Origin of the sequence: Tateyamaria algicola (genome assembly GCF_047715485.1) — a bacterium.
Lineage (GTDB): Bacteria > Pseudomonadota > Alphaproteobacteria > Rhodobacterales > Rhodobacteraceae > Tateyamaria.
Genome location: NZ_CP180422.1, coordinates 3,549,725 through 3,576,264 on the forward strand (window position 1 = coordinate 3,549,725; position 26,540 = coordinate 3,576,264).

Below are 26,540 nucleotides of genomic sequence, written 5' to 3' on the forward strand. Positions count from 1 at the left end.
CAATTACAAAAACTAGTCTTTCACCTCTTTACCCTGCGAACTCTAAAGCGATGGCTAATAGCGCCTGCAGATAACTTCGATGGTGACACACGCAGCGCCGTCGTGATCAAAGTGCCGCAACCGCGAACAAATAGTGCGTCAGTGAAGCTTTGAAATCGAATGTCGGAAAAGTCCCGCATAAAGGGCGCCTACTATTGGAGGCGCCCTTCATTAACACCTGACGGATCGGATCTAGCCCAAACGTTGTTGCAGACCCGGCCCCTGAAGCTGTTCCTGCTTGCGCTCCGCAATTTCAGCGGCGCGAACCGGCTTGTGGTATGCCTCTTCGACCTCTTTGCCAGCCTCATAAAGGTCACGCCCATGCTGGGCTTTGAACGCGTCTTTTATCATTGTCTTGGCCCCATTCTGCGTGATGCCAAGGTCTTGTGACAGCGCCACGGCGGCGGCGTCATAGGCCTGATAGAAGGGACGGGTTGCCCCCTCCTGGATCATTGGAAGAATGGCGTTTGCAGCCTCAACAATACGCGCCTGAGATGCCTCGCTCAAACTGTCCTGCGCGTTCAGCAAGGCCTCACGTGTTGCGTTCATCGTCTGGCCATAGCGCCCCTGATAGAGGTCGCGCAAAATGGCCTCTCCGCGCAAAGCGTCGAACTTGTCTGAGCGCGCATACACGTGCGCGTAATCCGTCAGCTTCTCGCGGAAGCTTCCGGAATGATGGATTGCGTTGTGCAGAATGCCAGATATCGCCCAGCCTTCCCGGAACTGCGCCTCCGTCAGACCGCGTCCGTTAAAACTGTCGCGCGCCGCTTGGACATTCTCAGGTGTGGTTTGTGCCGTGTCGTTCATATCGTTTCCTTCCACGTTTCAGGTCCGGGTCGGTCCAGACCTGCTCTGCTCAAAACTTTGCGTCAGCGTGCGCTCTGACACGGGCGCATCCCGGGCGCGTATTTCTGCCGTCAGATCAACAATCTGGTCACTCAAATCCCGCCGGATCGTTTTGATGCGTCTGCTATGATCGTCCTGCACCCGCGCATGTGCCTTGTGCTCCAACATGTCGGCGTCAGACTGTTTGTGCGCCCAGGGCGGCAGCGGTTTATCCAGATGCACGCCATGTTCTTCGCGCAGGATCATTTGTTTGGCCTCGGACATCCGTTGATCAAAATCACGTTTGTACGCAGCTTGTTCCTGCATCAACCGGGCATCGGTCTCTCGGCGCATCGCCATGTATCGGTCCCAATCTTCTGGGGTGCGCAAGGACTTTTGAAGGTGCTCCTCGGTGGCGCTTTCAAAGATGGCGCGCACTGCGTCTGTTGTGGATAAGCTCATGGATTTACTCCGCAAATTTGCGTGCGATGCCTCAGATTTGATATACTGAAGCCATGCGACGGTTTGAGACCTATGAAGATGTGGAAGACTGGCTGGCCCCAATGGGCTACGCCGCCTTTTGGGACGCGATCATCCCAATGGGTCTTTATGACGCCAGCGACCGCGGGCATTGTGATCGCACCTTGGCCACTGGTGTCGCCGACATGGACACGGTAATGACCGTGACCAAAATGTTCGCGCTTGAGGCCTTGGTGCGCCAGTTCGATCTGCCGTTTCGCTGCGATTTGGCGACCGCGCCAGAACTGACCGTCATTGCATAAGAACACCATTATGGCGTCCCCTTCAAAAACCGTACCCACGGGCAGTGCCCGTATTCCGCAGGCAACGTAACGATACCGGAGAGGCCCCACCAATCACAGCTGATGTAGTGGCGCGCTGCCAGCGGGTCATAGACGCGCCCATTGTCGTGGAACGAATAACTGAGCGCCAAATGTGGCGTGCCCCAAATGGAGATGGCCAGCCATAGCCCCAGCGGGACCAGCAGCCAGGCAAAGAGTGCAATAAGTTTCATGATCTGACCTCCGGTGTTTTAAGAGTGATCACAGGATCAGCGGGCAGCGTGCCGCCCTCGAGCGGATTTGGGGCGATAAGCGAGGCAAAAGGGCCAATCTGGTTCTGGGCAATGGTCCGGCAGGTAAAAAAGCCAATGCCCTTGATCCAAACCAACTGCATCTCACGCGGCATCGCCATGAGCTCAGCCGGGCTCAGCCACTTTTGCTTGATCAGGCTGAGGTTTTCCTGCGGCGCGCCGCTTCCGCTCAACGATGTGGACAATGCGTGCTGTTCGCCAATGGCGTCCGAGATGCGCTTGGCCTCTTCAATCGAAGAGAAGCCAAGCCATTGTTTTACAACACTGTTTTCTTCGATTGTACTTGTTTCGTTTTCACCAAACCGTCGAATGATCTCCGATCTGGACTGGGCAATCATGTGGATTTCCGCCCCATAGGCGCGCAGGGTTGTCAGTGATTCTACCAATGATTTCAATGGTGTATTAGTAAATTCGTCACAAACCGCCCGCAAAGCGCCCGCGCCGTTATAAAGCGCGTCGCAGAACGCGAGGATATGGAGCGCGTATAGAACACCCAAGCGATTGATATTGGCTTGCGGACCAATGAGGCAGATAAAGTAACCGTCGCGGATCAGATCTGCATGGGTCATTGTCGCGCCGCGTCCCGCCTCGTGCAGCCGATTGCCGGGCGAGAACAGTTTGAGCGACCTGCGGGCGCTGCCAAGGTGCTGGCCCCAGTTGTCGGTTTTGGACATATGTAGGATGTCCCGCGCCATCGCTTGAATGGCCTCGTCGCCCTCATCCGCCTCAATCTGTGCCAGCGCCAGCAACATCTCCGGATCACTCAGAAGCGCGGACACTGCGCCGGGTGTGGCCGTATCCGCGTCCCGTCGCACAAGTGCGTTGAACGCAAATTCATCCACGTCTTGCGGCATGTCCCGAAAATGCTGGTTTTGATCCGGCCCGGTGGCGGGGTTTTCGATCAACGCGTTTACAATGGTTTCGACCACCAGGCTGAGATCAAGTGGGCTGCGGAGGTACGTATCAACGGCCGCGCCAAAAGGGTTGAGGTTCACGCGCCACTCAGCCAGCTCAGGCCGGACGTTCATATCGTCGATGACCGCGACTTTGACACCCATCTTGACGAGCATGGGCACCAGTTGCGCCGCGATCTCACCGGACTTCGCATCCAGCGCAAGAATGCTGGCGTCATGAACAGTAGACAGCAGTGAATAAATCCACGGAATTGCGCCGCGCGTGGTTTTGCCACCACCCGCAGCGCTCAAGGTCAGCGAATGACCTTTCGGGGCGAGGATGGGACGATCATCCTCGCTGAGGCCAATCAGGCGCAGACCTTCGGTATCCAATGCACCGCGACGGCCCAACACTTTGCCAAAAGGAAAGTTCATTTCATCAAACCCTGCTTCTTGAGGTCCGATGTCTGCGCCATTTCATCTGCTTTGAGATCAGCACCTTTGGCTTTGAAGCGCTTGCGTTTGCCGATCCGAGGGATAAATTTAATCAGATTGAACAACACCTTGACGGTGCAAATCACACCACCCACGACACAGCATGCGGCGATATAACCGAAGAAAAACCATTCCGAGCTGAAACCCTGCCACGTGATGTATGCCAAGCCAAAACCACCGCAAGCCCGCAGCGCATCCGCGTTGATCTGTCCGATCAATTCCCAATCCGTTTTATCTGCCATTTCATTTCCCTTTCTCAAGACAAAAAAGTGCCGCGCGATCGCGCGGCACCTCTCAATCTTGATCCTTTGGAAAGGCCGCCCGGGGCGGTGCCCGGGCGGAACGTGGGCCTATTCCACACCGATCACGCGCAGCGGCTTCATTAGAACCCAGGCATCATTGGGAATGACCTGTTCAACGAGCGCCGTCTCTGCGCCAGCGCCCTTGTTGCCCCGCGCAGCTGGAATGTGGAACGGGGCCGCCCAAACCTGTTCGCCAATGGCGATGCGTAGCTCGCCCGTGACCCCCGACGACACTGTTCCGCCACCATAGAAGTTCAGCGCAATCTGCATGGCGGACAAATCAATAGACCTACCACTCAGAGACACAGTTTCGAACGCCGTACCAGGCCGTACGGTGACGTCTTTGAACAGCCGACCCGCAGGGGTATCGGCATTGCCGTAGTAGATCACTTCAGCGCTTGGGAACGGGCGCACAAACAAGTCAACGTCCACATTCTGGTCCCAGGTTGCGCCTATGGTCACGGCCTGCGCGTTTTGCCAAATCGGCGCAGGTGCAGCTATTTTTTCCGGCGTGGCTTGGTAAAGCGGTGGGACAGAGCCATTGTCGGGCGCAAAGCTCAGCATCTCCAGCTTGTCCGTCGGCACCAGCGGCTCAGCATGGGTGCGCTCAACGCCGTCCTGCCCAACGAGACGATAGAGCGTGGCCAGGTCATCGCCAAAATAGGCTATCTCCGCCCCGTGTGCCTCTGCATTCAACGTCCAGAAACGCTCGACCTGGAATGCGTGTGCGGGCGAGACCGCCCACTCCGCACCGATCAGACCAAAGAACAAGTCCATGCCATCCAGCGTGCCGGACAGGCCAGTCGTGCCATATGGCGACTGCCCAGCAGTCGCCGCGATGTGACCATCGCCCGGAACGCGTGCCCCACGCATCGACACAGACGGCGCGCGCGGATCATCGGCAATGGGCGAGCCGATCACCACCACTGCCGTGTTGGTCTTGGCATAAGACCCGCGCAGCATCCGCAAGAAGCCGGGCAGATCAATCTGCCCGACGCGCCCCGGCACAGGCTCAGCACCATCAACAAAGGGCTTGAGTGCCCCGATCAATGCACGGTTGGCCTGCAGCCGTGTGCGGGGATTGTCGCTGTTCTTGCCAGATGGCACGACAAAGGTTCCCAGCAGCCGCACATGGGCCGCGTCAAAGAACAGGGCTGTCTCGCCCGATTGCAATTGCGTGGCCGCGTGCAGCAGCATTTGCTCGACCTGCGCCTGCACCGCTGCGCGGTCCTGATATGGCGACGGACCAAAGATCAGGTCGCGCGCCGAGGCCGGTATGGCAAGCACAAGGCTCACCAAGACAGCCGTAAAGAATGACATAATCATGAGATATCTCCTGTTTTTCAAAGGATGGGGTCGTTGCGTTCGCCGCGCCGGGCGTCATAGGCCAGCACAGCAAGGTTGATCTGCGCCTCAAGTGACGCGGTGTAGCCCGCAAGCTCGCCTTCGGTGTGACCAAGGGTGTCTTGCAGCTGAGCGATCTTGGCGTCCAAGGCCGCCAGCCGCCGCAGCAGGTCCAGGTACTCGGGGTTTTCGACCCAGTAATTCGGCGCATAGAACGCGGCGAGCTTATCGAGGCGGTGCGCCAAAACACTGCTCACAGTGATCTCTGTCAGCAAGGTCACCACGGTAAACGCCGTGGCCCGCGTGCTTTCCCACCAGCTTTGGTCGTCAAGCAGTCCCGCCGTGACTGACCCCGCATCCAGCCCATGGAACGAGGCCGCATAGAGCAACACCCAAAGCAGGATGCAGAGCACCGCAAGGATGTTCAGCCCATAGCTGAAGGCGCGGCGCAGCCCCTCATGGTGCAGATGCGACCACATGGATTTGACAGCCCAGGCCGACAGTGGCGCCAGTGCCGACATCGTCCAGACCAGCGCGCCCGACTGGAAGATCGGCAGGCCCGTGCCCTCGAGATTGGCTTTTGCCGTCAAAAGCGCCGCGAGGGTGGCGACAACCAACAAGACCGCCAGAATGACAGCCTCAATCCGGTGCCGCCATTGCCAGTCGGCAAAGGGCGTTTCAATCTGCGCGTCCGCGCTGCGGCCATGGTTGGCCTTACTGGCAGGCAGCCATTGCGGTGTTTCCGCAAGCCGCGCGGCGATGATGGCACGCTCGGCAAGTGCGGTGGCCAGCGCCGCCGACACGTCCGCGATCAACCGCTCGAGACGTTTCATTGCCGCGCCGAACTTGGCCATAAACGCCGCTGTGATCAGATCAACCAACTTGCGGCGACCCTCATCCGCATCAAGGATTTTGAGCGCAGAGGCCAAAAGGATCGGCATCAACTGGGTGATCAGGTGTCGGATATGCGTTCCCGCTCCGCGGAACGGATCGCCGAGATCATCTTCCGTTATGTCGTCATTAGACATATCATGTCCTCCATTAAAAAAAGCACCGCGCGATGGCGGGGCTTTTTGGATGGGGCAGTTAAAGATGAGCCAAGGGCGGCTGCCGGGACAGAACCGGGCGGAATTCGCTCAGGTGCTGGCTGGCAGGCCCAGAAGCACCATGCCGAGGATTAATAGGGCAATGGCCAGCGTTTGCCGCAGCGACAGGATCTCGCCAAAGGCTAACCCGACCGCAATCACGGCGAGGAATCCTGCGGCGGAGGTGACTGTGGACAAGACCGCAATGGGGTGTTCCGTTCGCAGCAGCATCAGAAACACAATAGATGTGGAGGACCATGAAAGGGCTCCGACAATCGCGGACACATTTGAGCCAGTGGTCGCCGCGTGTTTCAACAAAGTGACACCGGTGACATTCAAAAGGCCGCTACTTGCGACCAGTACCGCTGTCCAAATCCAACCCGACATTCTGAAACCTCGTAAAAGGAAGATGTCTTTTTGCAAAATCAGAAAAACAACACAGCAAAGGGCGTGATGCGGGCGGAACAAACTGGCTCCGCCCGCAGCCTTCACTTACAGTTCTTGCGGAATTCGATGATCCGCAATGCGACCTCTTCCCAGAAATGGCCCGGGATCAGTCTACGATCTACGCTGCTGGAAGACGGGTTATTGATTTTCTCAAAATGCCGGTTCCAGGTACGGCGTGTATTGCTGCTCCAACTGTCTTCGACACGAATGAGTTCGATACCGTCACCCAAAAGGATGATCTTCCCATCCACAGAATACGCTGTCCGTTCGCCACGATACTCCAGCCGAGCCATGTCGATCGTGGCTGATTGACGTCCCACAGTAGCGATCAATCCGCCGTTAGCGTGCCAATCGTAAACAGTGTTTGTCACTTCATCACGCACTTGATTGGCAGTCGTGCCCAGCAAGCGCGACTTAGCCGCACGTGATGCTTCCTCCTTTGGGCAATGAAGTTGCGACAGACGTGGTCCATAGATTTTAGTGCCGTTGAGCTGCATTTTGAATGCCCTCCAATGCGGCAAGGCGCACGTGTCGTGGATGACCGTGCAGCCTTACTCGAGTTGCTTTGAAGGGTGGCGCCACCCGTGCAGCCAGGCTTTTGGCGTGCACTCCTAGGAAGCCATCAATGCGGGCTTGAGGTCACCGATAGAGCGTGGGTAGTCGAGCGGTAGTTGTGGAGAAAGCCACAGTTCAAGACCTCTAGTGCATTAATAACAATGCTTTTTTTGTAATTTCTCTTTGAGTGTGGTATACTTGAGTGTGACGAGAGTAATAAGTGAGAATTATAGAGTTAAGGTTTCTAGAAACGAAGCAGGGCTCAGAACGTCGGAGGTTTGGAAGCTGAACAACAAACTCCATAGGCTTGATGGCGCCGCCTTGCGAGAGTGGTCACCAGAAACAGGGGAGCTTGTTCAAGAGCAGTTTCACACAAACGGCCGATTACATCGAACTGACGGCCCAGCTTGGCGGTTTGCTCTTCTTGAATATGAAAACTTGATGGAAACACGCTGGTACTTTCACGGGGTGCTTGATCAACCGATTTTGCCTGCAAGAAAGATATTTGATACACAGACTGGTATCGTTGTTTTAGAAGAGCACTATGAAAACGGCCAACTGCACAGAATCGATGGCCCTGCGGTGGTGACTAGGAATCAGACAACTGGCGTCCTAATAAACGAAGACCATTATATTCGCGGGGAGTTCATCCGCACTGACGATTTTATTCGCAAACCTGAGCCTTAGCGCGTAGCCTAGCATCACTATTCGCAAGTATTGGGGACCGCCGTGGCACGTAGTGACTTCCAAAAATTTGAGGACTTGGTCTTCGGTGAGGTTCGGCAAGGCCAGCGATCATCATTCAAGAACTCAACTGCAAAAGATATGCGGAACAAGGTCGCGCGACTGCTTGTAGAAAATGACCTTCAGGGTTTTGCTTTGGAGTGCTCAGATGTCCGAGATGACGCTGAGGACGCACTTAAGAGCTTCTTTGGAAAAGTTATGAGTACAACGGAAGCCGACTTCAGGGGTACATCTGAGTTTGCGCACCGCAATTTGTATCGCAGTTGGGCAGGTGCAGGAGAGAAAGCGAACGCTTCAGCAACCCTGGCGATAGAAAGTTATTTCTATTTGCACTCGTATCGACGGGGACAAGACTTAGCGAACAAAATCGATGTTGCCTTATTTGGCGTGCCGTTTTTTCGCAAGTTTAAGTGTCATCCTCCTGGAGGCTTTGAAGTAGATCAGAGTAACGGAACTGGTGACGTTAGTTGGAAACGCAATTTAAAATTTGCATCTGTCTTTGCCGTATTGTTATTGAGCGTGCTCGGAGGTGTGACTTTTTCTAAACAAAATCAAACGGTTACATCAGATGTTTATCCTTCCAAAAACACAAACTCGCAGAGTGAATTGGACTTGGCATTAGAAAGTCTGCGTTTGGAGAATGGTGAAAGCTACATATCGCATCTCCACGCCTCCAGCGAGCAGGGTAACCCGATCGCTGCCATGGCGTTAGGAATAGAGTACGAACTGGGCACGCGAATGACCAGAAACTCTTCGCTTTCTCAGAAGTATTTCGAACAGGCTTTTCGTTTAGGACTGGAAAAGGACTTGCAGTCTGGCGATCCATTCGCATTGTATTTCAACGGGCTTTACTTGTGGCACAACAAGGAAGGCGAAACCGACCTTATCATTGTAAAAGAGATGTTTGAGCAGGCGAAGGTCAACGGTTATGGCCGCGCGTCTTTGCAAATTGCGGAACTTGCCGTCGATAGCGATGATACTAGCGATGATTGCAGAGGTTTTTCTGAAGCTAAGTATGCTGCAGACGCAGGGCATATAGCCGCCTGGAACAAGATTGCTGATTTCTACTATTTTGGTCTTTGTGTTGACCAAAGTTATGATTTAGCGGCGGATTTGACGCAGAAATCCGCCGAACTAGGACACTTACCATCTCAAGTTAATTCGGGTCATCTGTATAGAGACGGCTTAGGGGTCGATCCAAACGACGTACTAGCTGTCGAATGGTACCGCAAGGCTGCAGAGCAAGGTTATGCAAGAGCGCAGACAGACTTAGGCTGGATGTATGAAGAAGGCAGAGGCGTTGATCCAAACGATGAAACAGCCGTTGCGTGGTACCGTAAGGCTGCAGAGCAAGGCTACGCAAGAGCGCAGACAAACTTAGGCTGGATGTTTCAAAAAGGCAGAGGCGTTGATCCAAGCGATGAAACAGCCGTTGCGTGGTACCGCAAGGCTGCAGAGCAAGGCTACGCAAGAGCGCAGACAAACTTAGGCTGGATGTATGAAGAAGGCAGAGGCGTTGATCAAAGCTATGAAACAGCCGTTGCGTGGTACCGCAAGGCTGCAGAGCAAGGCTACGCAAGAGCGCAGACAAACTTAGGCTGGATGTATGAAGAAGGCAGAGGCGTTGATCAAAGCTATGAAACAGCCGTTGCGTGGTACCGCAAGGCTGCAGAGCAAGGCTTCGCAACAGCGCAGACAAACTTAGGCTGGATGTACGAAAAAGGCAGAGGCGTTGATCCAAGCGATGAAACAGCCGTTGCGTGGTACCGCAAGGCTGCAGAGCAAGGCTTCGCAACAGCGCAAAACGACTTGGGCTGGATGTACGAAAAAGGCAGAGGCGTTGATCCAAGCGATGAAACAGCCGTTGCGTGGTACCGCCAGGCTGCAGAGCAAGGCTTCGCAACAGCGCAGACAAACTTAGGCTGGATGTACGAAAAAGGCAGAGGCGTTGATCAAAGCTATGAAACAGCCGTTGCGTGGTACCGCAAGGCTGCAGAGCAAGGCTACGCAAGAGCGCAGACCAATCTGAGCGTGATGATTTTTCTCCACCGGGCAGACGCGAAAATCAATGAAGACCCAAGGTTGCTGTTGGAAGATGGTGCTGCATCAAATTCGGCTTGGGGCCATACGGCTCTTGGAATAGCCCATGTCTTTGAATGGTTTCCCAAGGCATCACTGGATGAAGGTATTTTGCACTGTCGACTTGGAGCGGAACAGGGAAATCATTGCGGGCAATACTGCCTTGGCGCAGCGTACTTTATTCAAGAAAAAGCCTCAGGGCTTGTACAAAAGGAAGAAGCACAACGGGTTTTGAAGCAGGCCTCGGAAGGCGGGCATGTCTGCTCGACAACGCTTTTAGCAATGGCGATCGTTTTTGGTGACTTTCCGTCCGTAAACCGCATTGACGATGCGGAGTTCTATTTCCGTTTGGCTGCTAACCAAGGTGGCGAGTTTGAAAGCAGAAATCTTGGCCTATTCCTTCATAGATATAGAGACCAGGATCTTACTGGTGGGACCGAAGCCTTCGAATGGTTCAAAAAGTCTGCGCGATTGGGCAACAAAGATGCGGCTTGTGTAGTGGCTCGTTCTTACTTGGAAGAAGCGATGCTAGATCCCTCCCTAACTCTGGATGCAATTGAATTTGTTGAGATTCTTCAGACTGAAAGGGTTCTCACAAGAGATGAAGCAGGCTTGGTTATCAGGGGAGATATACAATTGGCTGAAGATTTGAACCCCAAGGAACTATCCTTGGTGCACGAAGACGAGCGTTTCTTTGCGAGCCTAGGGTCGAGTTCTTCAGATGTAAGGGTGATGGGAAAAGACTGACCAATAAAGTTAATGATGTCTGCACCACTCAGCATTGCCATTGCCACGAGAACTGCGTGAAATCGCGAAGATGCAAGGATGCAAACGAGCACCTTTGGTACTCGCGCAAATGAGCGCCTTTGGCACTCGCGCAAGATGTGTGCTGGCAGACAGCACATCTGTGCAAGGGAGCCCGCTGCGCGCTCCCGTTGCATCCCTCCGGCTACAGACTTGAATGAGAATACGCCAAGTGGCGGACATTGCTCGAGTAGTGCTGCGAATGGCAGCTTCGAGCCTTCTCTGACTGATGCTGCACTATGTTTGAAGGTCAACGGTCGAATGAGCCTACCCAACTGAACTGGTCCACCGCTATGTTTAAGAAACGGAGGACTGAGAATGGCAAACAAGCGACCCAAGCCGGAAGAGATTGTCTCGAAGTTACGGCAGGTTGAAATTCCGATGGGTCAAGGAATGTCCCGTCTTGGTGCGATCAAGCAGATCGGCGTTGTTGAACAGACCTACTACCGCTGGTGCAAGCAGTATGGCGGAATGGGCGTAGATTAATTGAAGGAACTGAAACGGCTGCAGAAGGAAAACGAACAACTGAGAAGAGCTGTATCTGATCTGACTTTGGATAAATTGATCCTTAAGGAAGCAGCTCGGGGAAACTTCTAAGCCCCGTTCGCCGTCGCGCTTGCATTGATCATGTTCGAAGCCAGTTCAAGGTCTCGGACCGCAGGGCCTATCGGGTTCTTGGGCAGCATCGCTCCACTTAAAGACATATCCCGAAAGGGCCTGCAGATGAGGATCGTTTGGTTGCCGATATGATCGAACTGGCCAGACAGTTTGGCCGCTACGGCTATCGTCGGATCGCTGCTTTGCTCAGAGAGGCAGGTTGGTCGGTAAGTGATGGCCGTGTCGAACGGCTCTGGCGGCGAGAGGGGCTGAAGGTTCCAGCAAAACAACCGAAGAAAGGGCCGCTCTGGCTGAATGACGGATCATGTGTCCGGCTGAGGCCTGAGTATCGGAACCATGTCTGGAGCTACGACTTCGTGCACTGCCGGACAGATGACGGAAAGGTCTTCCGAACGCTGAACATCATTGATGAGAACAGCCGGGAATGTCTGGCGATCAAGGTGAAGCGCAAGCTGAACTCCACAGACGTAATTGATATTCTGACAGACCTGTTCATCCTGCGTGGCGCTCCCGCCTTCATCCGCTCGGACAATGGCCCTGAGTTCGTTGCGCAAGCAGTCCGGGACTGGATCGCCGCCGTCGGAGCGAAGACCGCCTACATCGAGCCAGGATCACCCTGGGAGAACGGATATTGCGAAAGCTTCAACGGGCGGATGCGAGATGAACTGCTTAATGGCGAAATCTTCTACAGCCTGCGCGAAGCACAGATCCTGATCGAACAATGGAGAAAGCACTACAACACGAAGAGACCTCACAGTGCATTGGGCTATCGCCCGCCAACCCCGAAAACCATCATCCCGATGGAACACAGGCCAATCATGCACTAACAATCAATTTGGACCAGTCAGATAAGGCTGCTCAGTGGATGATCTGATTGAGGTGGTCGTCTTAAGTTGGATTCAATGCATACGTGCAACACCAAAGCGTATGTCGTCAGGCACGCTTGTTTGAAGAATTCCATTTTAGTTTCAACTGAGTAAACACCAGCTGTAAGAAGAACTTTGGAGGCCCCATGGAAACCCTGCGCCGCAATTTAATTCACAGTTCAACAAAATTGTTCCCCTAGTGGTTCAATGCCTGTACGACTTTCGAAGTTATTGTCGGGCGGGATTTTTTGTGAGTATTGATGATTTCTCGATCGTTGATGTCGGTACTAAGCCAGCCGACGAGAAACATCTGGCAACGGTCATTTTTGTGCATGGCTTCAGAAGCGATGAAACGTCCGCGTGGACGTACGATCCCAGTGACGGAACCACATTTTGGCCGAGCTGGATACAGTTGATTTACCCTGGAATTAGGGTGTTGAATGTAAGCTATCCTACCGCACCGGGGAGGTCCGGTGACTCTGTTTACGACCACGCGAAAACCGTAAGAGGAATTCTGGATTCCGACGGCGCAACCTCAAAGAAACCTGTGGTTTTTGTATGTCACAGTATGGGCGGGCTGATAGTCAAACAGCTAATTGCGACAAATGAACTGTCAGAAGAATTTCAGGCTAATCTAACGGGCGTAGCGTTTTTTGGGACGCCGCACAAAGGATCGGCGATAGCATCCGGCGCGATGAGGTTGCTTACCTCTGCAGTTCTAAGGCCTGAAATCTTGGATATGCATAGGAACAGCTCGTACCTTCACTTTCTTCATCAAGTATACATGGAGAAAAAGAACAGACATAAAAAGGAAAAGAACCAACCTCAGCAGAAAGAAGATCAAACCACACAAACATGGCAACACATTGCGTTCTGCGAGAAAAGGGGTTTGTTTGGGGTTAAAGTTGTGCCTTTGGAGAGCGCAAGACTGGTTCCAGATGGAGAGGACGGCGCGTTCAAGGACGTCGAACTCCCAAGAAATCATGCAGGTATCTGCAAGTTCGAAAGCGCTGAAGATGTTGGCTTCAAAAACTTCATAAATTTCTTAGAACGTGTGTTGGGTCACAAAGATGTGTTGGGTGACGCTGTCACGCAGAACAAAACCAACGCGACGGTTGGTCGAACCGATTCGAAGGCAAGTAATGTGCAGCCGTGGGAAAGGTTTGTGGCGAGCCTCGGTGGTATGCTTGCCGCAAGTACTTTTCTTTTCATCGTTTTTCAAGGTGAATGGCAGGATTTCACCAATCAATTGAAAACAAAATCTGTTGATGTTATGATTTCAGTAACAGTGATGGGCGCACTATCTGCATTGATTTCGCTAGTGTTGGCACGACGTCGGTCTCCTTTGACCAACTTCGCGATAGGCATTGGTGTAGTTTTGTTTTTCAGATTTGCAGGCGACCTATGGAACTTGAGGGACACAATATCATGGTGAGGATGACCAGTTGGTCGTTGGCCGCCGCTGTACTGCTTGCTGGCACGGTAAGCGTCAGTTTACACGCAGATGGCTTAGGTGTAACCATTGTTGACAGTAGCGGTTCATTCGAAAACGCCGAGCATTCTCTAACTGCCGAGTATTTCTCTAGTATCCCTCCAAGAAAGCGCAAGGAGTTCTTGGCTCGTTGGAGAAATATAGATGTGGTTGATCAACAAGCCAAACTTTCGGACTGCTGCTCAAATATTGAGACTGCTGTTTCAAAGAATCCCGATAAAAGTTTCAAAGTTGGCGCTCCTTATTTGATGGAGGAAGTCGGCGAGCCGGGATTTATAGATACTGTTGCAGGTTCTTTTTATTTTCTTGCTTTTCCGTCAGAAGCCGCATCCAGGCGAACGGTTTTCGCTTTTGATATTTCGCGAATTAGCTCCGAAGATTGGGAAACAATCCGAAAGGAAGTTGGACGGCAGGAATCGAGTGATTTTTCCTTTTTGGTTAAAACCGAGAACGGCTACGTCGGTACTCCGGTAAAATGGAATACACTGGCTGCTGATGTGATTGCGGCAACGATAGAAGAACCGGAAAATGATCACAGGTCAGCGCAGCCGTCTGAGATTTTCATTGCGGGAATGGTGGGTGAGACCGTGCACTGGTCGAATGTAGTTATCGGAAGTGCGCATGAAGTCGGCATGGGTATTGCGGATAACGGCAACGCTATAGCTGACGCGATACACCAGCAGAAACCAAATGAAACAAATGCTTTGGTTGCGTTCGCGGAGATTCCACCTACTCTGCAAGGCGTTGAGCCAATCAGGTTGGAGACAAAAAAAGCCGTTTCCGGCATGGTTCTGGGGAGCCAGTATCCGAGCTGGCCCAATGTCGATGTGGTTTCACCTAAATCTGAGGAATCGTCCGCTACCGTAGACTAACTACTTTCCTATCGACCAATTCCTTATTTTCCGAAACAAATCTTGGCCTGCTCTGAAGAGTTTCGCGATAGGCTTGGGTGCATGGCACGACGGGCCTTTCTTTTTTGGGGTGAGCCCCATGAAACCAAGCCGGGGAAAGCTCGGTATCCCATAACCCAATCCAACCAGCCTGAACCCCGTGCACTGCCTGCGGCGGGGAATACGTGGCAGCGTCGTAGGCGGGTTGGACATGCAAATTTTCGGATGCTCACGCAGTAAATGGCCAATCGCGGGTAGTAGGTTGGGGCTCGCTGCTGACATCCGCTACGTCTGGCTCCAAGGTCGCCCCGCAGCCCGTAGCGGTCATTGATCAGCGGTGTTCGGATGACAGCGGCGCGGGACGGAGCTGCCATCGACGAAGCGAAAATGAATGTCGGAAGTAAGCACCTTACGGTGCCGAACTACCAATTTGCCAATCAACAACGTTTTTGGATGCGGTGGTATCAGTTGCGTCCTTGAGAATATCGACCACCCGTAGGTAAAGGCTCTGAACAACAGGTACATAGTCAGAGCGCATGCCTACTGCAAATTCTCTACCGACAGGAAGCCAGAACCGAAAATTGCAGGATCCTTTAGGACCGATTTGCAGGTCGGAGCTTTTCAAGGCAACGCAAGAACCAATGCAAACGCCGCGCCCTCGCTTATCATAAATAGCGTATTCTTGGCGGGGTGCACTTGAGAGCGGCCGGTTGCACTCGGGCGGGGAGAACCAGCGCAAAACTGATGGTGACATCTGATCTTTAGACCGCTGAGCCATTTCTTCTGCCTCCGCATCCGTAGCGCTTCTGAGAGCATAAACGCCTGGCCCCACCAAGACGTCACGTCGACAATTGTAGTTGGCACGGAAGGTCATGCTTGACCGAAAACGGATGCCCCAGCCCCCCTCCGAACGCGCCCGGACCATAAGGCTCCTGACCCGCGTGCACCGTAATCATTGCACGATCATAACGAACCTCTTCGAATGGTTCTGGCCAAAAATCAAGCTCTGGCAACGCAAGGACAAATGTGAAGTTGAGGTTATACGGATAGTCAGGGTTTTCCTCTATTTGTTTCGCTGTGCGGCCCTCGTCTCGGGATTCAGCCCAAAGACCGTCCGGCATTTTTAGAACCCACATTTCATCATCAGCGGTACCACCCGTCCGTCATCACCCGCATTGATCAGTCTGAATTCCTTTTCCCCGTTAGGATGAATGACTGGAAGGAAAGGAACCGATCGCTCCAATGTTCGCGAGCCCGGCCCGTTTGTCACTAAGATCATCAACGCAAAACATCCGACCAAAAAAGCAGATAAAAGGCTCCTACCCATTTGCCCCCTCAATTGCCGCCCCGAACAAACTCTTCGCGCCCTCTTGCAACAACATTTACTTCGAAATTGTCGATGCTGGCTCGTACCAGTATTGACCAAACTCGATGGTTTCTGGAATGCTCTCAATGAGAACGGCCCCTCCCGAACGATGCAGATGGCCACCCACAAGTCGAATAGAGATTTCTTGTGTCAACGAAAATTCAGCCGAACATCCACCGAGCCATCCTCCACATCTGATAAATGTATCCGAGAAAGGCGCCCCGGCGATCGTCGCTAGGCATGCATAAGAGCTATTGCCGGACAGGGTCGGGTTTTTTGGATCAAACATACAGGTGAAGTTTGGACCGCTGGAAACCGCTTGTCCTCTGTCGTTCGCCCCATGAAGCCAATTTGCGAAGTCTCTGCGGTTACGATCTTCGATAGGTGCGACTGACGAGCCTTTGGGAATGGTCGGGCTAATTTTCCCTGCCACGACTTCATGCACGAAGTCTCCGTATGGCTTTTGAATGTATTGAAGCAGAAGGTCACCGTCACGGTAGCTCTTCACGAGGGGGACTGGTTTACCGTCCAGCAGCTGCACCCATCCTTCCAAATCATCAGGGTGAATGCACCAGACACTGTCCCGCCTGGGCTTGTTAGACGGTGTCACCTTGTAAAGGGCCCCGCCGTAACCGAGGACTGAATTGCCCTCATCGTTGGTTATCCATCTTCCCAAATCTACTACATCAAAGTCGGCGGGGCGTTTTTCCTGCCCAGCAAGCGTGTTTCCAACGGAATCCACCCAAGCCAAATTTCAAATGATGAGAAAGAAACTGGCAAAAACAGGATTGTTGGAGAATTTAGATACATTCATTTTGGTCTCGAAAGCGGCTTTGCAAAAGTTTGTTACCTAAGGAACCTGGTCCGAGCGAGTAAAGCGATCCCCTTTGTCATTAATATGGCGGCTTTTAGCAGCGGGGAAATGCAAGAGCTGTCATTCATTCAAAGTACAGCATCGGCCACGCTGGGCTTTCTGCGGATACTGGATACGCTGTAACAACCTTTGTGCCCAAGTCCTCTACCCCAGTGAGGTCGGCCCAGACCGGTCGTTGGCGAATGGTTCAAGAGCTGCGATTGCAGCCTGCATAACCGCCGTTCGCGGCGGTGGCAAAATCTACTACTCATGGGACGCCTGCACCGCGGGACCAAGCTGCCGTTGCACAGGCGCTTCATCAGAATTCAAAAAGGGGAAGGGTCGGCAAGAGCGCTATGAGCCGCATTTTGATAATTTCGTACTGATCGACGACACCAATGTACTTGCTTGCTCGCCCAACGTGTACGCCCCAGAATCTATTCGCCCCACAATACCTTGTACGGCAGCAAAAGCTACACCGCGCACCTCTTCGTCAAAGCCACATAAGTCTACACGATCTATAAAATACAAGACGTTGACCCGGCCTGCAGGCGCGAGAGATACCAGCTTGGTTTCGGTGAGCTGCTCCACTGCCTCCCGCAAGGCTCTTTCATTTTCCAAGTGGCTATCCAACAGCTTTTGTAGAGAAGCTGCCCTGACCGCGCGAATGCCGTTATCCAAGTCACGTACCAGTGCCGCAACATCTTCTGGCAAGTCTACGATTGCCGGTGCAAGTGGCTCAAGAAACGGGTTTGGGTTCATGTCAACACGTAGGCTAGCGTAGTTTTCCGGTATCCAATACTTGTACAGATCTGCGGTACCGCATTCTTCACGCGCGATTAAAGAGATACGGCCTGCGGTGTTTGTATCTAAGCGTCGTTCAATGTCCGCAATCAGGGCAAGTGTCTTCGTTAGGTTTTCAGTGTTTTCAAAATCGATGGACCGAACCGTGTAATCGAGCGTTCTTGCCAAAGCGAGCTGATTTTCTTCGCCAATCCATTGAGCGGCACCCCGTACGACCCCCAGAAGATTAGCCCGCGCATTCACGGAAGTACTATTGTCGTCTTCGATCAACCTAACCGGTGCATGGAGGTAATCCAGCACCACACAAAAAGTGCTGTTATCGACTACACTGGCCAGCAGTCTTGCAGAGTTCAATCGGACCGAGCGATCCCGATTACCTGCACCAATCGCGAGTGTTTCTGCTACTTCTATGTCGTCAATAGCGCGAAATCGAGTAACATATTCGAAGTTACTTTCCACCAACAAAATGGCTGCAGCGGTTAGGGACAAATAAGCTTCGAGCGCTTCTAGAGCTGGCTGTGGGTTTGCTAAGTCAGCTTTATATTTAGGTATTTGCGGAACGATACAGGATAGAGGGTCTACTACCGTATTCAACTCGGACAGGCGTTGCGCCTTTCCTTCAAGGACGGTTGTCGATATCGCCGAGCAGGTTTTCGTTTCAGCATGAATTTCAAATGCTAAGAGCATGTTGACGGTAGCAACGAAGAAAAAACAGATACACTTCATTCGAATATCCCAAGGTTTACATCATTTTGGCCGACCATGCTTACCTGATCGACCGAAAGCGTTCTTTGAACGATCTTGGGTTCAAATTCTATTGTGCTTTTTGCAACATACTCGTCAAAGTCCGCGCCTGCGCGATCGCGCGGTGCCAACCCAACTGTGATTGCAGAAGTCGCCTCTTCAGTAGTAAGGTTTTCCGAACAATCCGGCGTTAAGACAAAGTTGAACGCGTCATCCATCGGAACTTTGGTGCCATCCCGTGCGGAAAATTCTAACCGCAGTGCAAAGAGACATTTTTCGGAATTTGCCTTTTGGGGCAAAAGAACGACGAACTGGTTCTCCATGGACGACGTTAGGACTGGTAAGCCTTCATGATGTGCAGAAATAAAATGCCCGTTTGGGTCAACGGCGATAGTTCGATCTTTGGACTCTATTTCAAACGCGACTTTCAAGTACTTGGTTTGTTGATCGAATGCGCCGCGCATTTCGGTATGTTTTTCAACGATGGCCCAACCAGCCAGAAATGCCAACAGACCGGCACCCCCCGCCATTGAGCCTTGAAACCATCCATTCGTAAGCAAATCGCTGCGCATTGCGCCTGCTGCCTGCGTGCCCGTCCCGTACAAAGTGATCGCAATTCCCAATACAACATAGACAAACGTAAATGCAGTGTGGGAATCGTCTTGTGTATTGTCAGCCCATGCAATGAGGGCAATTCCAACCACCACGAAGAGGAGTCCGGAGGAAAAGAACGCCTGTGCCCAATTGATTAGCCGCTGCAACAGACCGTTGTTTTGTTCCTTTTCGAGTTCGGCCGCGAGTTTTAGGCGTATATCCTGCTCAGTTGCGGCGACCAATTCGAACCACGTCGCGAATTGCGTACGACTAGGCTCTCGCTTGTCCCCATTTAGTCTTTCCAGTGCTTGGCTGCGCGTCACGCCTTCGTCACGCATTAGTGTTTCTGCATCTCGAACAAGTTTATAGTTGGTTGTGTCTGCTTGCATGGGGTCCACCCATTGAAATCTATGAAAGCGGTTCAAATTATTCCTTGTTCTGATTGTGCACATTTATGAACAAAGTGTAAACGTCCACTGTTGACCTGCACGAATGGCTGAGTCTCCTGCTGTAAAGCGGCATCGAATTTTTCGCTCCAGCGGCAACTCTATTCTGCGAGCGGACGTAGCGGGAAATTGCAATGCCTGGGTTGTGATCGTTGAAGTCATCTGATGCAGAGCGGCATCGTTACTGATGTATCAGAGATCAGCCGATCGAGTGGCCCAACAATAGTCGTAGTTTAACAGCGATGAACATGCTTTAGCGAGCCGGTTCGACGTCCGAGTTTCGACCGTTTGACCGGCCCATATCGGATGAGGTGGGTGGCTCCTGCTCCACCGGCATCGAATGTGCCAAAGTGCAGTTGCTATCGACTGCTAGGAAAGGAGCCACCCAATGACAATTAAGACTGTTGGCCTCGATTTGGCCATGGACGTTTTCAAGTTCACTGCGTCTCAGCGACTGCACGCAAGATCATTAACAAGAAGATCAAACGCGCGAAGCTGATGGCCTTCTTCGAGAGCTTGCCGCGCTGTATGGTTGGGATGGAGGCTTGCGGTTCATCCCATCACTGGGGGCGCGAGTTGAAAAAGCTCGGCCATGACGTTCGGCTCATGCCGGCAGCCTATGTCAAACCTTATGTGAAGCGCGGCAAGACGGACGCTGCAGATGCCGAGGCGATCTGCGAAGCAGTACGCCGCCCGACGATGCGCTTCGTTGAAATCAAATTAGAAGATCAACAGGCTGTGCTTGCCATTCATCGTGCGCGGGATCTGGTCGTCCGACAGCGCACCCAGGTCGTGAAAATGATCCGCAGCATCCTTCGTGAGTTCGGTCATGTCCTGCCGACGGGCATCGAAGCGGTGTCCAAGTTCGCACGAGAGCACGGCACCGAAGAGCAGTTGGAAATGCCCGAGATCGCGAACGGCATTCTTGGCGTGATGTGTCATCAGCTGAACGGACTCAATGCGCGGGTTGATGGGCTTACTAAGCTGATCAAACAACACGCATGGCTGGATGCCGATGCACGACGTCTGATGCGCATGCCAAGGATCGGACCAATCACAGCTTCCGCTGTCGTTGCCACCATCGGCGATGCAAAACAGTTCGAGACCGGACGCGACTTGGCGGCGTGGCTGGGCCTGACACCGCTGAACAAATCTAGTGGCGGCAAAGAACGTCTTGGGGGCATTAGTAAGAAAGGCGACCGGTACATCCGAAAGCTGCTGATCGTCGGAATGACCTCGCGCGCGCTCATGGCGAGGAACAAGCCTGAAAAAGCTGACATCTGGACTGCGAAATTACTCGACCAGAAACCCCTCCTGCTAGCTACAGTCGCCATGGCCAACAAATCGGCCCGGATCATCTGGGCGATCCTGACAAAAGGAGAAGAATACCGGCAGCCGATCGCTTGATCCTGCCCAGAAATGCAAGACGCTTGATGTGATGATGCGAAACGAAGTCAATCAAGAGTAAGGACACTCCGACCAATGTCGCGGCCCTTTGAGGTCGTTTAGCCGATAGGACCCTTACTTGCGGAACTCATCATGGCCATTGGCAATCGCCACGCAAATAGGCCGGACACAGGACTGTACTGACAGACCATCGCAATTACAAAAACGCTTGCAATGCAGGAGCAACCCACACATGCCTTTGGGACTGGATGCCCACGCCGCGGCGCGGCTTCACCGAAGCGGTCGTTCGTGCGTCGCGCGGCATTCTCCGACGGCCAAGGCCCGCAGTGCGGGCTTGGACGAAACCGCTCTCGCGGTATGGGCGCTAGTGGCGGGTGATGCGCACTGAACTGTACGATGCCAAAACCGGCGACGAGCACGGCCCATTCCTGCCATTGGCCCTCGGCTCAAGATGCTGCAATCGCTGCCCGCATTGCGGGCGTTGGCGACACCTGCGCGATGTTCATCTAGTTAGAGGGCTGGAGAGCGGGCGAAGCGGACTTTAAAACTCATATGTCCAAGGTCCGCCTTGGTGTTGCTAACTAGCGAAAGAATGTGTTGCTTTCCCTAGCACTGGGGGAAATTTCATGGATTACTCTGCATTTAGAGAAGGCGAACAAGGCGGATGCTCAAAAGCACCCTGTACCAATATTGCGGACTCACCTTTACGGTTTTTTGAATTTGCTCCAGTCGCCTCGGCGGCTGGAGGGCGGGAGCGCGCGTAGCCTAGAACTCATTTGGCTGGCGGGCCACTTGATGCCTGACATCAGCACAATCCCAGACATTTCGAAATGTAGTGGACCTTCAATCCGTAAAGTCTGCCAAGATATTGTTGCCTTGTACCGCGACATCAACTTGCTACATCAAGTATCGGAGGAGACTTGCAAAAAGGAAGCTATACTCTGAATTCAAGATATACCGTGAAGATAGAGGCAAAACGATGCCAGTTTTGTCAGGCGATATCCTTATAAAAGACGTGCTTACCGTCGTCCTTAACTATCTTGGCGGGAATGGCCCAGTCTGGATTGACATCGTGGTTGTGGTAATGCCTTGCGCCCTGCAGCGGCGCCGGAGCATTTGGATCTGCCAGTCTTCTTGTGATCACTTCTTTTGCAAATGCCATCAACCGTTTCAATTCAGGGTCCTCAGCATCCAAATCTTCAATGCTGCGCAGGGATTTCGTGCCTGGGTTCCAACATGAAAACTGTTTGTGTTTGAGGCATACGCCAGCGATGCTGCCGTCCGATCGATACCCTGAAAGAAATCGGTTAAGTACGACCTCAGCGACGTTTGTTGCATGTTCTTTGGTCCCGCCGCGAATTTCGCCCCAAAGCGTCTTGCTAAGTATCTCCAGATCTTTGTCGGTGCTTTGCGTTCTATTTGCGATCACGCGAACAGCAACAATTTCATCTGTGGCAAATTTTGCACTCGTGACACTATCTGACTGGTTGCCGCCACATCCCCAGAAGCTTTGCCCATCATTGTCCCACCGATCAAACAGGGTGACATGACCAATGTGGTTAGACCCTTCACCACCGCTTTTTGTGATAACCGCACCGCGCGGAATAACGGACCCTTGAGTCTTGTCTAAGGACATGTCGCCCCAGTTGCGCCAGCTAGCGGCAGCAGCGGAACTCTTCGGAACCGGAAGATTGGATTCCTTCATGCAATGTGCAACGAATGCACCACACCAATGGGTGAGTTCATTGGTGGTCGGGTCGATCACTACGGCAGGTGTGTAGTCCGTAGCTTCAAAATACTTTATCGCGACTGACTTACCAGGATCTACCTGCTCGGACCAGCCGGCATTCCATTTTGCCAGTTCCGCATCAGCTGTAGCCATCAATGCGTCCCCGTTCATGGCGTTACCCGCGAAGGCTGGCAAATAGGCATCCAACATTTTGCGCGCGAGCTTCAGTGCTGGATCAAGTGCCGTGCGACAGGCTTCCAGAAACTGCGTCACGCTTGTCAACCCGCCGCCGGTCCCGTTCAAGTCTCCGACAAAAGCGGAGCGGTTCTCAAAAAGCTTTTTAAGCTCGGGAGAGTCGTCGCTCCAGCTGTTTGCGTCCCTGATGATCGTGCGGATTTTCTTGTTCAGGTCCGTTTTTGTCCGCTCCATCTCGATCACGGCGGCTGCAGCAACGTCACCGATCAGATGCGCTAAAAAGAGGTCGAGCATACGCGGTACAAACGGCTCGGTCGGTGTGGCCCCGAACGCAACGCCGAGCTGTTTTTGATTGCGGTGCGCAAGCCAATAGGCACAACGCATCTGGGGCAAGACCAATTCGCGCAAAAAGTCACCTGACCAATTTAACCGCTCACCTTCTGCAGCGATAAAGGAGTCCCATTGCGCGGAAGTGACGGCAAAACCGCCATGATAGTCGGGGTTCGGTGCCGTGTCTTTCACGGACAACTCGAGATCATCAACAGGTTCTGCGTTCGGATCAATTTGGTTCTCAACGAAAAAAAGCGCCAGTAAGAACTCTGCTGCGACTTGTTTTTCAGGGGGAATTGTATCATCCAACTCGTTGGCTACCGCCGTAAAGGTGAGCGCGCGGGCAGAGATGATTTGCGGAACATCGGGAATTCTTTCGCCGATAGCCCACGTTTTCATCCAACCTTTATGGAATGCGCCATCCATGTTTTGGCTTTCGTGATTTTCGACAAAGACCCAATCGGTACTTTCCGCTGCGTTAGGCAACTTTTTCACATAGCCGTGAACAAATCCTGTTATGGAGTCTTCCGAAGGCTCATCCATGTATATTTTAACAAGTAGGTTTTTGGGGTTAACAAAATTTATTCTGAATCTATTGGTCATGGGACTCCCCCACTACTGCGTGGTCAATGCATTATAGAGTTGTGGCGTAAGTTGATCGCTATCCGCTGCCAGCCCGTATTTCGGCTCGGCAAGTGAGATTGCTTTACGTGCGTCTGAAAGGGCTTTGCGCACTTCGGGATCGTTCAATGGTTTCCCAAGTAGTGTTCGAGGTATTTTTTCGCCATTTGCCAGTGCGTTAACCACGCCTTTGCCGTCGTTGTCGCTATGGGAAATATTTTCATAGATATTTTTGAATTTGGCAATATCGCAAGGTTTCAGTGCACCATAAATAGCGGTCCACTCATTCGCCGAAATCAACGGATCAGTGTCAAATGTGGTCCGCCGGTCGTGAAGCATAGCTACCGCTCGTTTTGTTTGGGGGCCGACTTTTCCGTCGATAACGTCGCCACAAGAAGCGGCTTGGATCCTTTTGACTTCAGCCTCACTAAAAGGCGCGAAGTCCGCAATGCTGGCCACTGTTGGCAGTTCAGAGGGATTGCGGTTTTCCGGCGTCACTTGAGAAGAGGAAGTGAGCAACGCCGCCGCTGCCGTCGCGTCCCCCTCGATTTCAGGGAGTGTACCACTGGCAGCTCCGCGCGAGAACGTATTTACGTCCGTCAGAATGCTTTGTGGCGTGCAATAGGTGAGGTACCGGCGCAGCGCAAAGATGGCTTCCGGACGGTTGTTATACTTGGCTGTGCGAAATTTCTGACGATGCGTCAGGCGGCGGCGGTTCACGATTTCCTTGATCGTCGAACCTTCGAGCCCCAACAGGATGCTGCTTTGGTAAGATGCGTAAACCTCTTTGGCAAAACCCAAGGCCAAGGCGATGTCAGCCAACGTATCAGCAGAGGCAGAGGACCCTTTGAGTAGGCCGGCGGCGAGAGTCCCAAGTGCGTTTGTCGTACCCTCAAAGAGGATACGCTCGCTGCGTTTAGAATCAATCCAGTTCAGATAAGCATCACACCGATAATCAATGTCATTGTATCCGGTCTGAACCAACAGGTTCCAATTTCCTGGCAAATTCGCACCAGGTGATGGCGCGCACCCCGTGCTTTGAAACCCCGCTTGAACGCACAATGCTCCGAAATACTTCGCCAAGTTGTCGGTGTTGCGATCCGTCAGGTTAGTGTGCAGTGGAATTCCCGCGCCTTGCAGCCGGTATTGATTGTCATAAGTCGAATCGCACGCTGCAAGAAAAATAAATAAATGTACAAGGAAAATGCGTATCATCAGAATGCCCCCCGCAAACCGAATCATATTGATACAGACCCGGATTGTATTTGCAACAAGTATACGAACGGCAGCACACGTCTTGCCCTGTTCTCTGGCGATCCTTGGCACCACAGACGCCAACGGCGTTAACGTTACGCTTCGCTCAACCTGGAGTGGCTGAGTATATTCCAGAAAATTTTTTTATTCGAAAGAGTAGCTTAAACTAGCGGCCTAGCAAGTTTCTGATGGATCGTCTTACACCCGATCATGGTAGGTAACCCAGTTTGGATTATCGTGGTATTTTAACAGGTTGGCATTGGTATAACCATTGTCAATGGTCAGTCAAGTCTCGCGATTTGAACCTTGGCAAAATTCTACCCGCAGCGGTCCATGGGAATGACTGGTTTTCACGCTACACAGCGAGGTTAGAATTTGCTCAGATGTGGCATCTGCGTGTAACGCCCGCTAGGGGCCATCAAGGAAGGCCCATTGCCGCCGTTCAACCTTGGACCTCGGCGGTACAGTCGCAACCTACATAGCGAACATTGGCTGTTTGACCTGTCAACCGAGAGATGATGGCTGTACCACTTCGGTGGTGATATGACTGAACGCACTTGTTGACAGGAGAGCAAACTGATGGCCAGGCGAATGACACCATCCCAGTACAACGCGCTTCTACGCCGAGAGCAGCAAAAGCAAAAAAACGCAATTCGAAAATACAACCAAGAGGTCGATCGTGTTAACAGAGCGAATAAGACTGCTGCCGAAAAGCAAGTGCGAGAGATAAATCGCGAGATTAGCCGTGTTAACCAGAACAACAAGCGTGTGGTGGACGAGCACAATCGAGAAGTGCGGCAATATAATCAAAAGCGACGAGCCGCGATTAGCAAATATAACCAAGCAGTGCAGTCACATAATGCTCAGGTCAAACGTGACCGACAGCAGCGATTGTCGGCGCTTAACGCCATAGTGGCACCGCGATATGCGAACACTAAAGATTCATCACTTCAGCTAAGCAGGCAGTTCGACCAAATCGAACCTGCGGAATTTTCTAGTCAAATTATCCGTGCCGCTGCTGAGCGTGAGAGCAGCAACAGCGTTGCTGTAGCTTTCGCGCTGAATGAAGAAGAAAACTCCTCCGTCGTAGATGATCGCGATACGGGTATTTTGGACTATCTCGGAGATCTATCTGAGGACCTTTGCAGTAGATGGAAAGGAGCCCTATTTGCACTCAATCCTGCTAATACCGACGCGGCTCGCCATTTCTGTACAAGCGTGCGAGAGATTTTTTCGGAGATTCTTGACCGTTGGGCTGAAAATGGGGACGTCATTGCAGCCGATCCTGATTGCGAAAGAACTCCGCAAGGAACCCCTTCGCGGCGCGCAAAGATTCGCTTTCTTCTGAAAAAAGAGGGGCTGATACACCGGAGATGCTTGGTTTTGTCGAAAAGGATATTGACGATATTCTGAAGCTATTTCCAGTATTCAACAAAGCAACCCACGGGGTGGCTGGAACGCTTACCTTCTCTAGCCTTCAAGCATTGAGACAACGAGTCGAGGACGGAATAATGTTTCTGGCCACGATTGCCACAGACGTGGAAAGCGAGAATTATAAGGCGTAGCTGCAGTACGAACACCAGGTCGCGGCATGATTGGGATTGCCAC

At 52.6% G+C, this 26,540-nt stretch carries 19 protein-coding genes and 3 pseudogenes; 8 read left to right on the top strand and 14 right to left on the bottom strand.

The genetic code is table 11. From position 1 onward, the window contains the following. Positions 1–231: 231 nt before the first annotated feature. Positions 232–846 (bottom strand): hypothetical protein, encoded by a 615-nt coding sequence (locus ACMHLQ_RS19980; RefSeq protein ID WP_415402431.1) that lies wholly within the window; start codon positions 844–846, stop codon positions 232–234. An 18-nt stretch (positions 847–864) separates the two neighbouring features. Then, on the bottom strand, positions 865–1,302 hold the full coding sequence (locus ACMHLQ_RS19985; protein WP_415402432.1) for a hypothetical protein: 438 nt from the start codon (positions 1,300–1,302) through the stop codon (positions 865–867). Positions 1,303–1,379: 77 nt separating this feature from the next. Here ACMHLQ_RS19985 and ACMHLQ_RS19990 point away from each other — a divergent pair, with 77 nt between their 5' ends. Then, positions 1,380–1,646, top strand: coding sequence for a hypothetical protein (locus ACMHLQ_RS19990; protein WP_415402433.1), 267 nt, complete (start codon positions 1,380–1,382; stop codon positions 1,644–1,646). A gap of 8 nt (positions 1,647–1,654) precedes the next feature. Here ACMHLQ_RS19990 and ACMHLQ_RS19995 read toward each other — a convergent pair whose 3' ends face one another. The 7 genes from ACMHLQ_RS19995 to ACMHLQ_RS20025 all read right to left on the bottom strand — a co-directional run bounded on the left by ACMHLQ_RS19995 (position 1,655) and on the right by ACMHLQ_RS20025 (position 7,038). Beyond that, the gene (locus ACMHLQ_RS19995; RefSeq protein WP_415402434.1) at positions 1,655–1,897 is read right to left on the bottom strand and encodes a hypothetical protein; all 243 of its coding nucleotides are present in this window, start codon (positions 1,895–1,897) and stop codon (positions 1,655–1,657) included. After that, positions 1,894–3,180 carry a type IV secretory system conjugative DNA transfer family protein gene (locus ACMHLQ_RS20000; protein ID WP_415402435.1) on the bottom strand — a complete coding sequence of 429 codons (1,287 nt, stop codon included), beginning with the start codon at positions 3,178–3,180 and terminating at the stop codon, positions 1,894–1,896. Before ACMHLQ_RS20000 ends, ACMHLQ_RS19995 begins: the two co-directional genes overlap by 4 nt. A gap of 119 nt (positions 3,181–3,299) precedes the next feature. Further along, positions 3,300–3,605 carry a hypothetical protein gene (locus tag ACMHLQ_RS20005; protein WP_415402436.1) on the bottom strand — a complete coding sequence of 102 codons (306 nt, stop codon included), beginning with the start codon at positions 3,603–3,605 and terminating at the stop codon, positions 3,300–3,302. A 108-nt stretch (positions 3,606–3,713) separates the two neighbouring features. Further along, positions 3,714–4,991, bottom strand: a complete 1,278-nt coding sequence (locus tag ACMHLQ_RS20010; protein ID WP_415402437.1) for a hypothetical protein — start codon at positions 4,989–4,991, stop codon at positions 3,714–3,716. Positions 4,992–5,008: 17 nt separating this feature from the next. Beyond that, on the bottom strand, positions 5,009–6,037 hold the full coding sequence (locus tag ACMHLQ_RS20015; protein WP_415402438.1) for a hypothetical protein: 1,029 nt from the start codon (positions 6,035–6,037) through the stop codon (positions 5,009–5,011). Positions 6,038–6,145: 108 nt separating this feature from the next. Then, on the bottom strand, positions 6,146–6,586 hold the full coding sequence (locus ACMHLQ_RS20020; protein WP_415402439.1) for a hypothetical protein: 441 nt from the start codon (positions 6,584–6,586) through the stop codon (positions 6,146–6,148). After that, positions 6,583–7,038, bottom strand: a complete 456-nt coding sequence (locus ACMHLQ_RS20025) for a hypothetical protein (RefSeq protein WP_415402440.1) — start codon at positions 7,036–7,038, stop codon at positions 6,583–6,585. Before ACMHLQ_RS20025 ends, ACMHLQ_RS20020 begins: the two co-directional genes overlap by 4 nt. Before the next feature lie 499 nt (positions 7,039–7,537). Between ACMHLQ_RS20025 and ACMHLQ_RS20030 the strand changes: the two genes are divergently transcribed. The 5 genes and pseudogenes from ACMHLQ_RS20030 to ACMHLQ_RS20050 all read left to right on the top strand — a co-directional run bounded on the left by ACMHLQ_RS20030 (position 7,538) and on the right by ACMHLQ_RS20050 (position 14,571). Continuing rightward, positions 7,538–7,783, top strand: coding sequence for a hypothetical protein (locus tag ACMHLQ_RS20030; protein ID WP_415402441.1), 246 nt, complete (start codon positions 7,538–7,540; stop codon positions 7,781–7,783). A gap of 42 nt (positions 7,784–7,825) precedes the next feature. Continuing rightward, positions 7,826–10,666, top strand: a complete 2,841-nt coding sequence (locus tag ACMHLQ_RS20035; protein ID WP_415402442.1) for a tetratricopeptide repeat protein — start codon at positions 7,826–7,828, stop codon at positions 10,664–10,666. Between the two features lie 375 nt (positions 10,667–11,041). Continuing rightward, positions 11,042–12,168, top strand: a pseudogene (locus ACMHLQ_RS20040) (IS3 family transposase). Positions 12,169–12,457: 289 nt separating this feature from the next. Next, positions 12,458–13,642 carry an esterase/lipase family protein gene (locus ACMHLQ_RS20045; protein WP_415402443.1) on the top strand — a complete coding sequence of 395 codons (1,185 nt, stop codon included), beginning with the start codon at positions 12,458–12,460 and terminating at the stop codon, positions 13,640–13,642. 2 nt (positions 13,643–13,644) lie between these two features. Next, positions 13,645–14,571 (top strand): hypothetical protein, encoded by a 927-nt coding sequence (locus ACMHLQ_RS20050; protein WP_415402444.1) that lies wholly within the window; start codon positions 13,645–13,647, stop codon positions 14,569–14,571. A 1,400-nt stretch (positions 14,572–15,971) separates the two neighbouring features. On the opposite strand, the gene ACMHLQ_RS20055 is transcribed toward ACMHLQ_RS20050, so the two are convergent. The 3 genes from ACMHLQ_RS20055 to ACMHLQ_RS20065 form a co-directional block, all read right to left on the bottom strand. Then, entirely contained in the window at positions 15,972–16,706 is a 735-nt protein-coding gene (locus ACMHLQ_RS20055; protein WP_415402445.1) for a hypothetical protein, read from the bottom strand. A gap of 456 nt (positions 16,707–17,162) precedes the next feature. Then, positions 17,163–18,338 carry a hypothetical protein gene (locus tag ACMHLQ_RS20060; RefSeq protein WP_415402446.1) on the bottom strand — a complete coding sequence of 392 codons (1,176 nt, stop codon included), beginning with the start codon at positions 18,336–18,338 and terminating at the stop codon, positions 17,163–17,165. Further along, a complete protein-coding gene (locus tag ACMHLQ_RS20065) occupies positions 18,335–19,339 on the bottom strand; it encodes a hypothetical protein (RefSeq protein WP_415402447.1) in 1,005 nt (334 codons plus the stop codon). Before ACMHLQ_RS20065 ends, ACMHLQ_RS20060 begins: the two co-directional genes overlap by 4 nt. A 445-nt stretch (positions 19,340–19,784) precedes the next feature. On the opposite strand from ACMHLQ_RS20065, the pseudogene ACMHLQ_RS20070 reads away from it, so the two are divergent. Then, positions 19,785–20,803 (top strand): annotated as a pseudogene (locus tag ACMHLQ_RS20070) (IS110 family transposase). A 991-nt stretch (positions 20,804–21,794) separates the two neighbouring features. Here ACMHLQ_RS20070 and ACMHLQ_RS20075 read toward each other — a convergent pair. Both ACMHLQ_RS20075 and ACMHLQ_RS20080 read right to left on the bottom strand, forming a co-directional pair. Continuing rightward, complete coding sequence (locus ACMHLQ_RS20075; protein WP_415402448.1) at positions 21,795–23,660, bottom strand: cell wall hydrolase; 1,866 nt, start codon at positions 23,658–23,660, stop codon at positions 21,795–21,797. Positions 23,661–23,672: 12 nt separating this feature from the next. Then, positions 23,673–24,893 (bottom strand): hypothetical protein, encoded by a 1,221-nt coding sequence (locus tag ACMHLQ_RS20080; RefSeq protein ID WP_415402449.1) that lies wholly within the window; start codon positions 24,891–24,893, stop codon positions 23,673–23,675. A gap of 630 nt (positions 24,894–25,523) precedes the next feature. Here ACMHLQ_RS20080 and ACMHLQ_RS20085 point away from each other — a divergent pair. Continuing rightward, positions 25,524–26,497 (top strand): annotated as a pseudogene (locus ACMHLQ_RS20085) (hypothetical protein). Positions 26,498–26,540 lie beyond the last annotated feature (43 nt).

Excerpts from the sequence above, each read along its gene's own strand:
- ACMHLQ_RS19980 (WP_415402431.1), bottom strand. The coding sequence starts at position 846 with ATGAACGACACGGCACAAACCACACCTGAGAATGTCCAAGCGGCGCGC.
- ACMHLQ_RS19990 (WP_415402433.1), top strand. The coding sequence starts at position 1,380 with ATGCGACGGTTTGAGACCTATGAAGATGTGGAAGACTGGCTGGCCCCA.
- ACMHLQ_RS19995 (WP_415402434.1), bottom strand. The coding sequence starts at position 1,897 with ATGAAACTTATTGCACTCTTTGCCTGGCTGCTGGTCCCGCTGGGGCTA.
- ACMHLQ_RS20005 (WP_415402436.1), bottom strand. The coding sequence starts at position 3,605 with ATGGCAGATAAAACGGATTGGGAATTGATCGGACAGATCAACGCGGAT.
- ACMHLQ_RS20010 (WP_415402437.1), bottom strand. The coding sequence starts at position 4,991 with ATGATTATGTCATTCTTTACGGCTGTCTTGGTGAGCCTTGTGCTTGCC.
- ACMHLQ_RS20015 (WP_415402438.1), bottom strand. The coding sequence starts at position 6,037 with ATGTCTAATGACGACATAACGGAAGATGATCTCGGCGATCCGTTCCGC.
- ACMHLQ_RS20025 (WP_415402440.1), bottom strand. The coding sequence starts at position 7,038 with ATGCAGCTCAACGGCACTAAAATCTATGGACCACGTCTGTCGCAACTT.
- ACMHLQ_RS20030 (WP_415402441.1), top strand. The coding sequence starts at position 7,538 with ATGGAAACACGCTGGTACTTTCACGGGGTGCTTGATCAACCGATTTTG.
- ACMHLQ_RS20050 (WP_415402444.1), top strand. The coding sequence starts at position 13,645 with ATGACCAGTTGGTCGTTGGCCGCCGCTGTACTGCTTGCTGGCACGGTA.
- ACMHLQ_RS20060 (WP_415402446.1), bottom strand. The coding sequence starts at position 18,338 with ATGAAGTGTATCTGTTTTTTCTTCGTTGCTACCGTCAACATGCTCTTA.
- ACMHLQ_RS20065 (WP_415402447.1), bottom strand. The coding sequence starts at position 19,339 with ATGCAAGCAGACACAACCAACTATAAACTTGTTCGAGATGCAGAAACA.
- ACMHLQ_RS20075 (WP_415402448.1), bottom strand. The coding sequence starts at position 23,660 with ATGACCAATAGATTCAGAATAAATTTTGTTAACCCCAAAAACCTACTT.
- ACMHLQ_RS20080 (WP_415402449.1), bottom strand. The coding sequence starts at position 24,893 with ATGATACGCATTTTCCTTGTACATTTATTTATTTTTCTTGCAGCGTGC.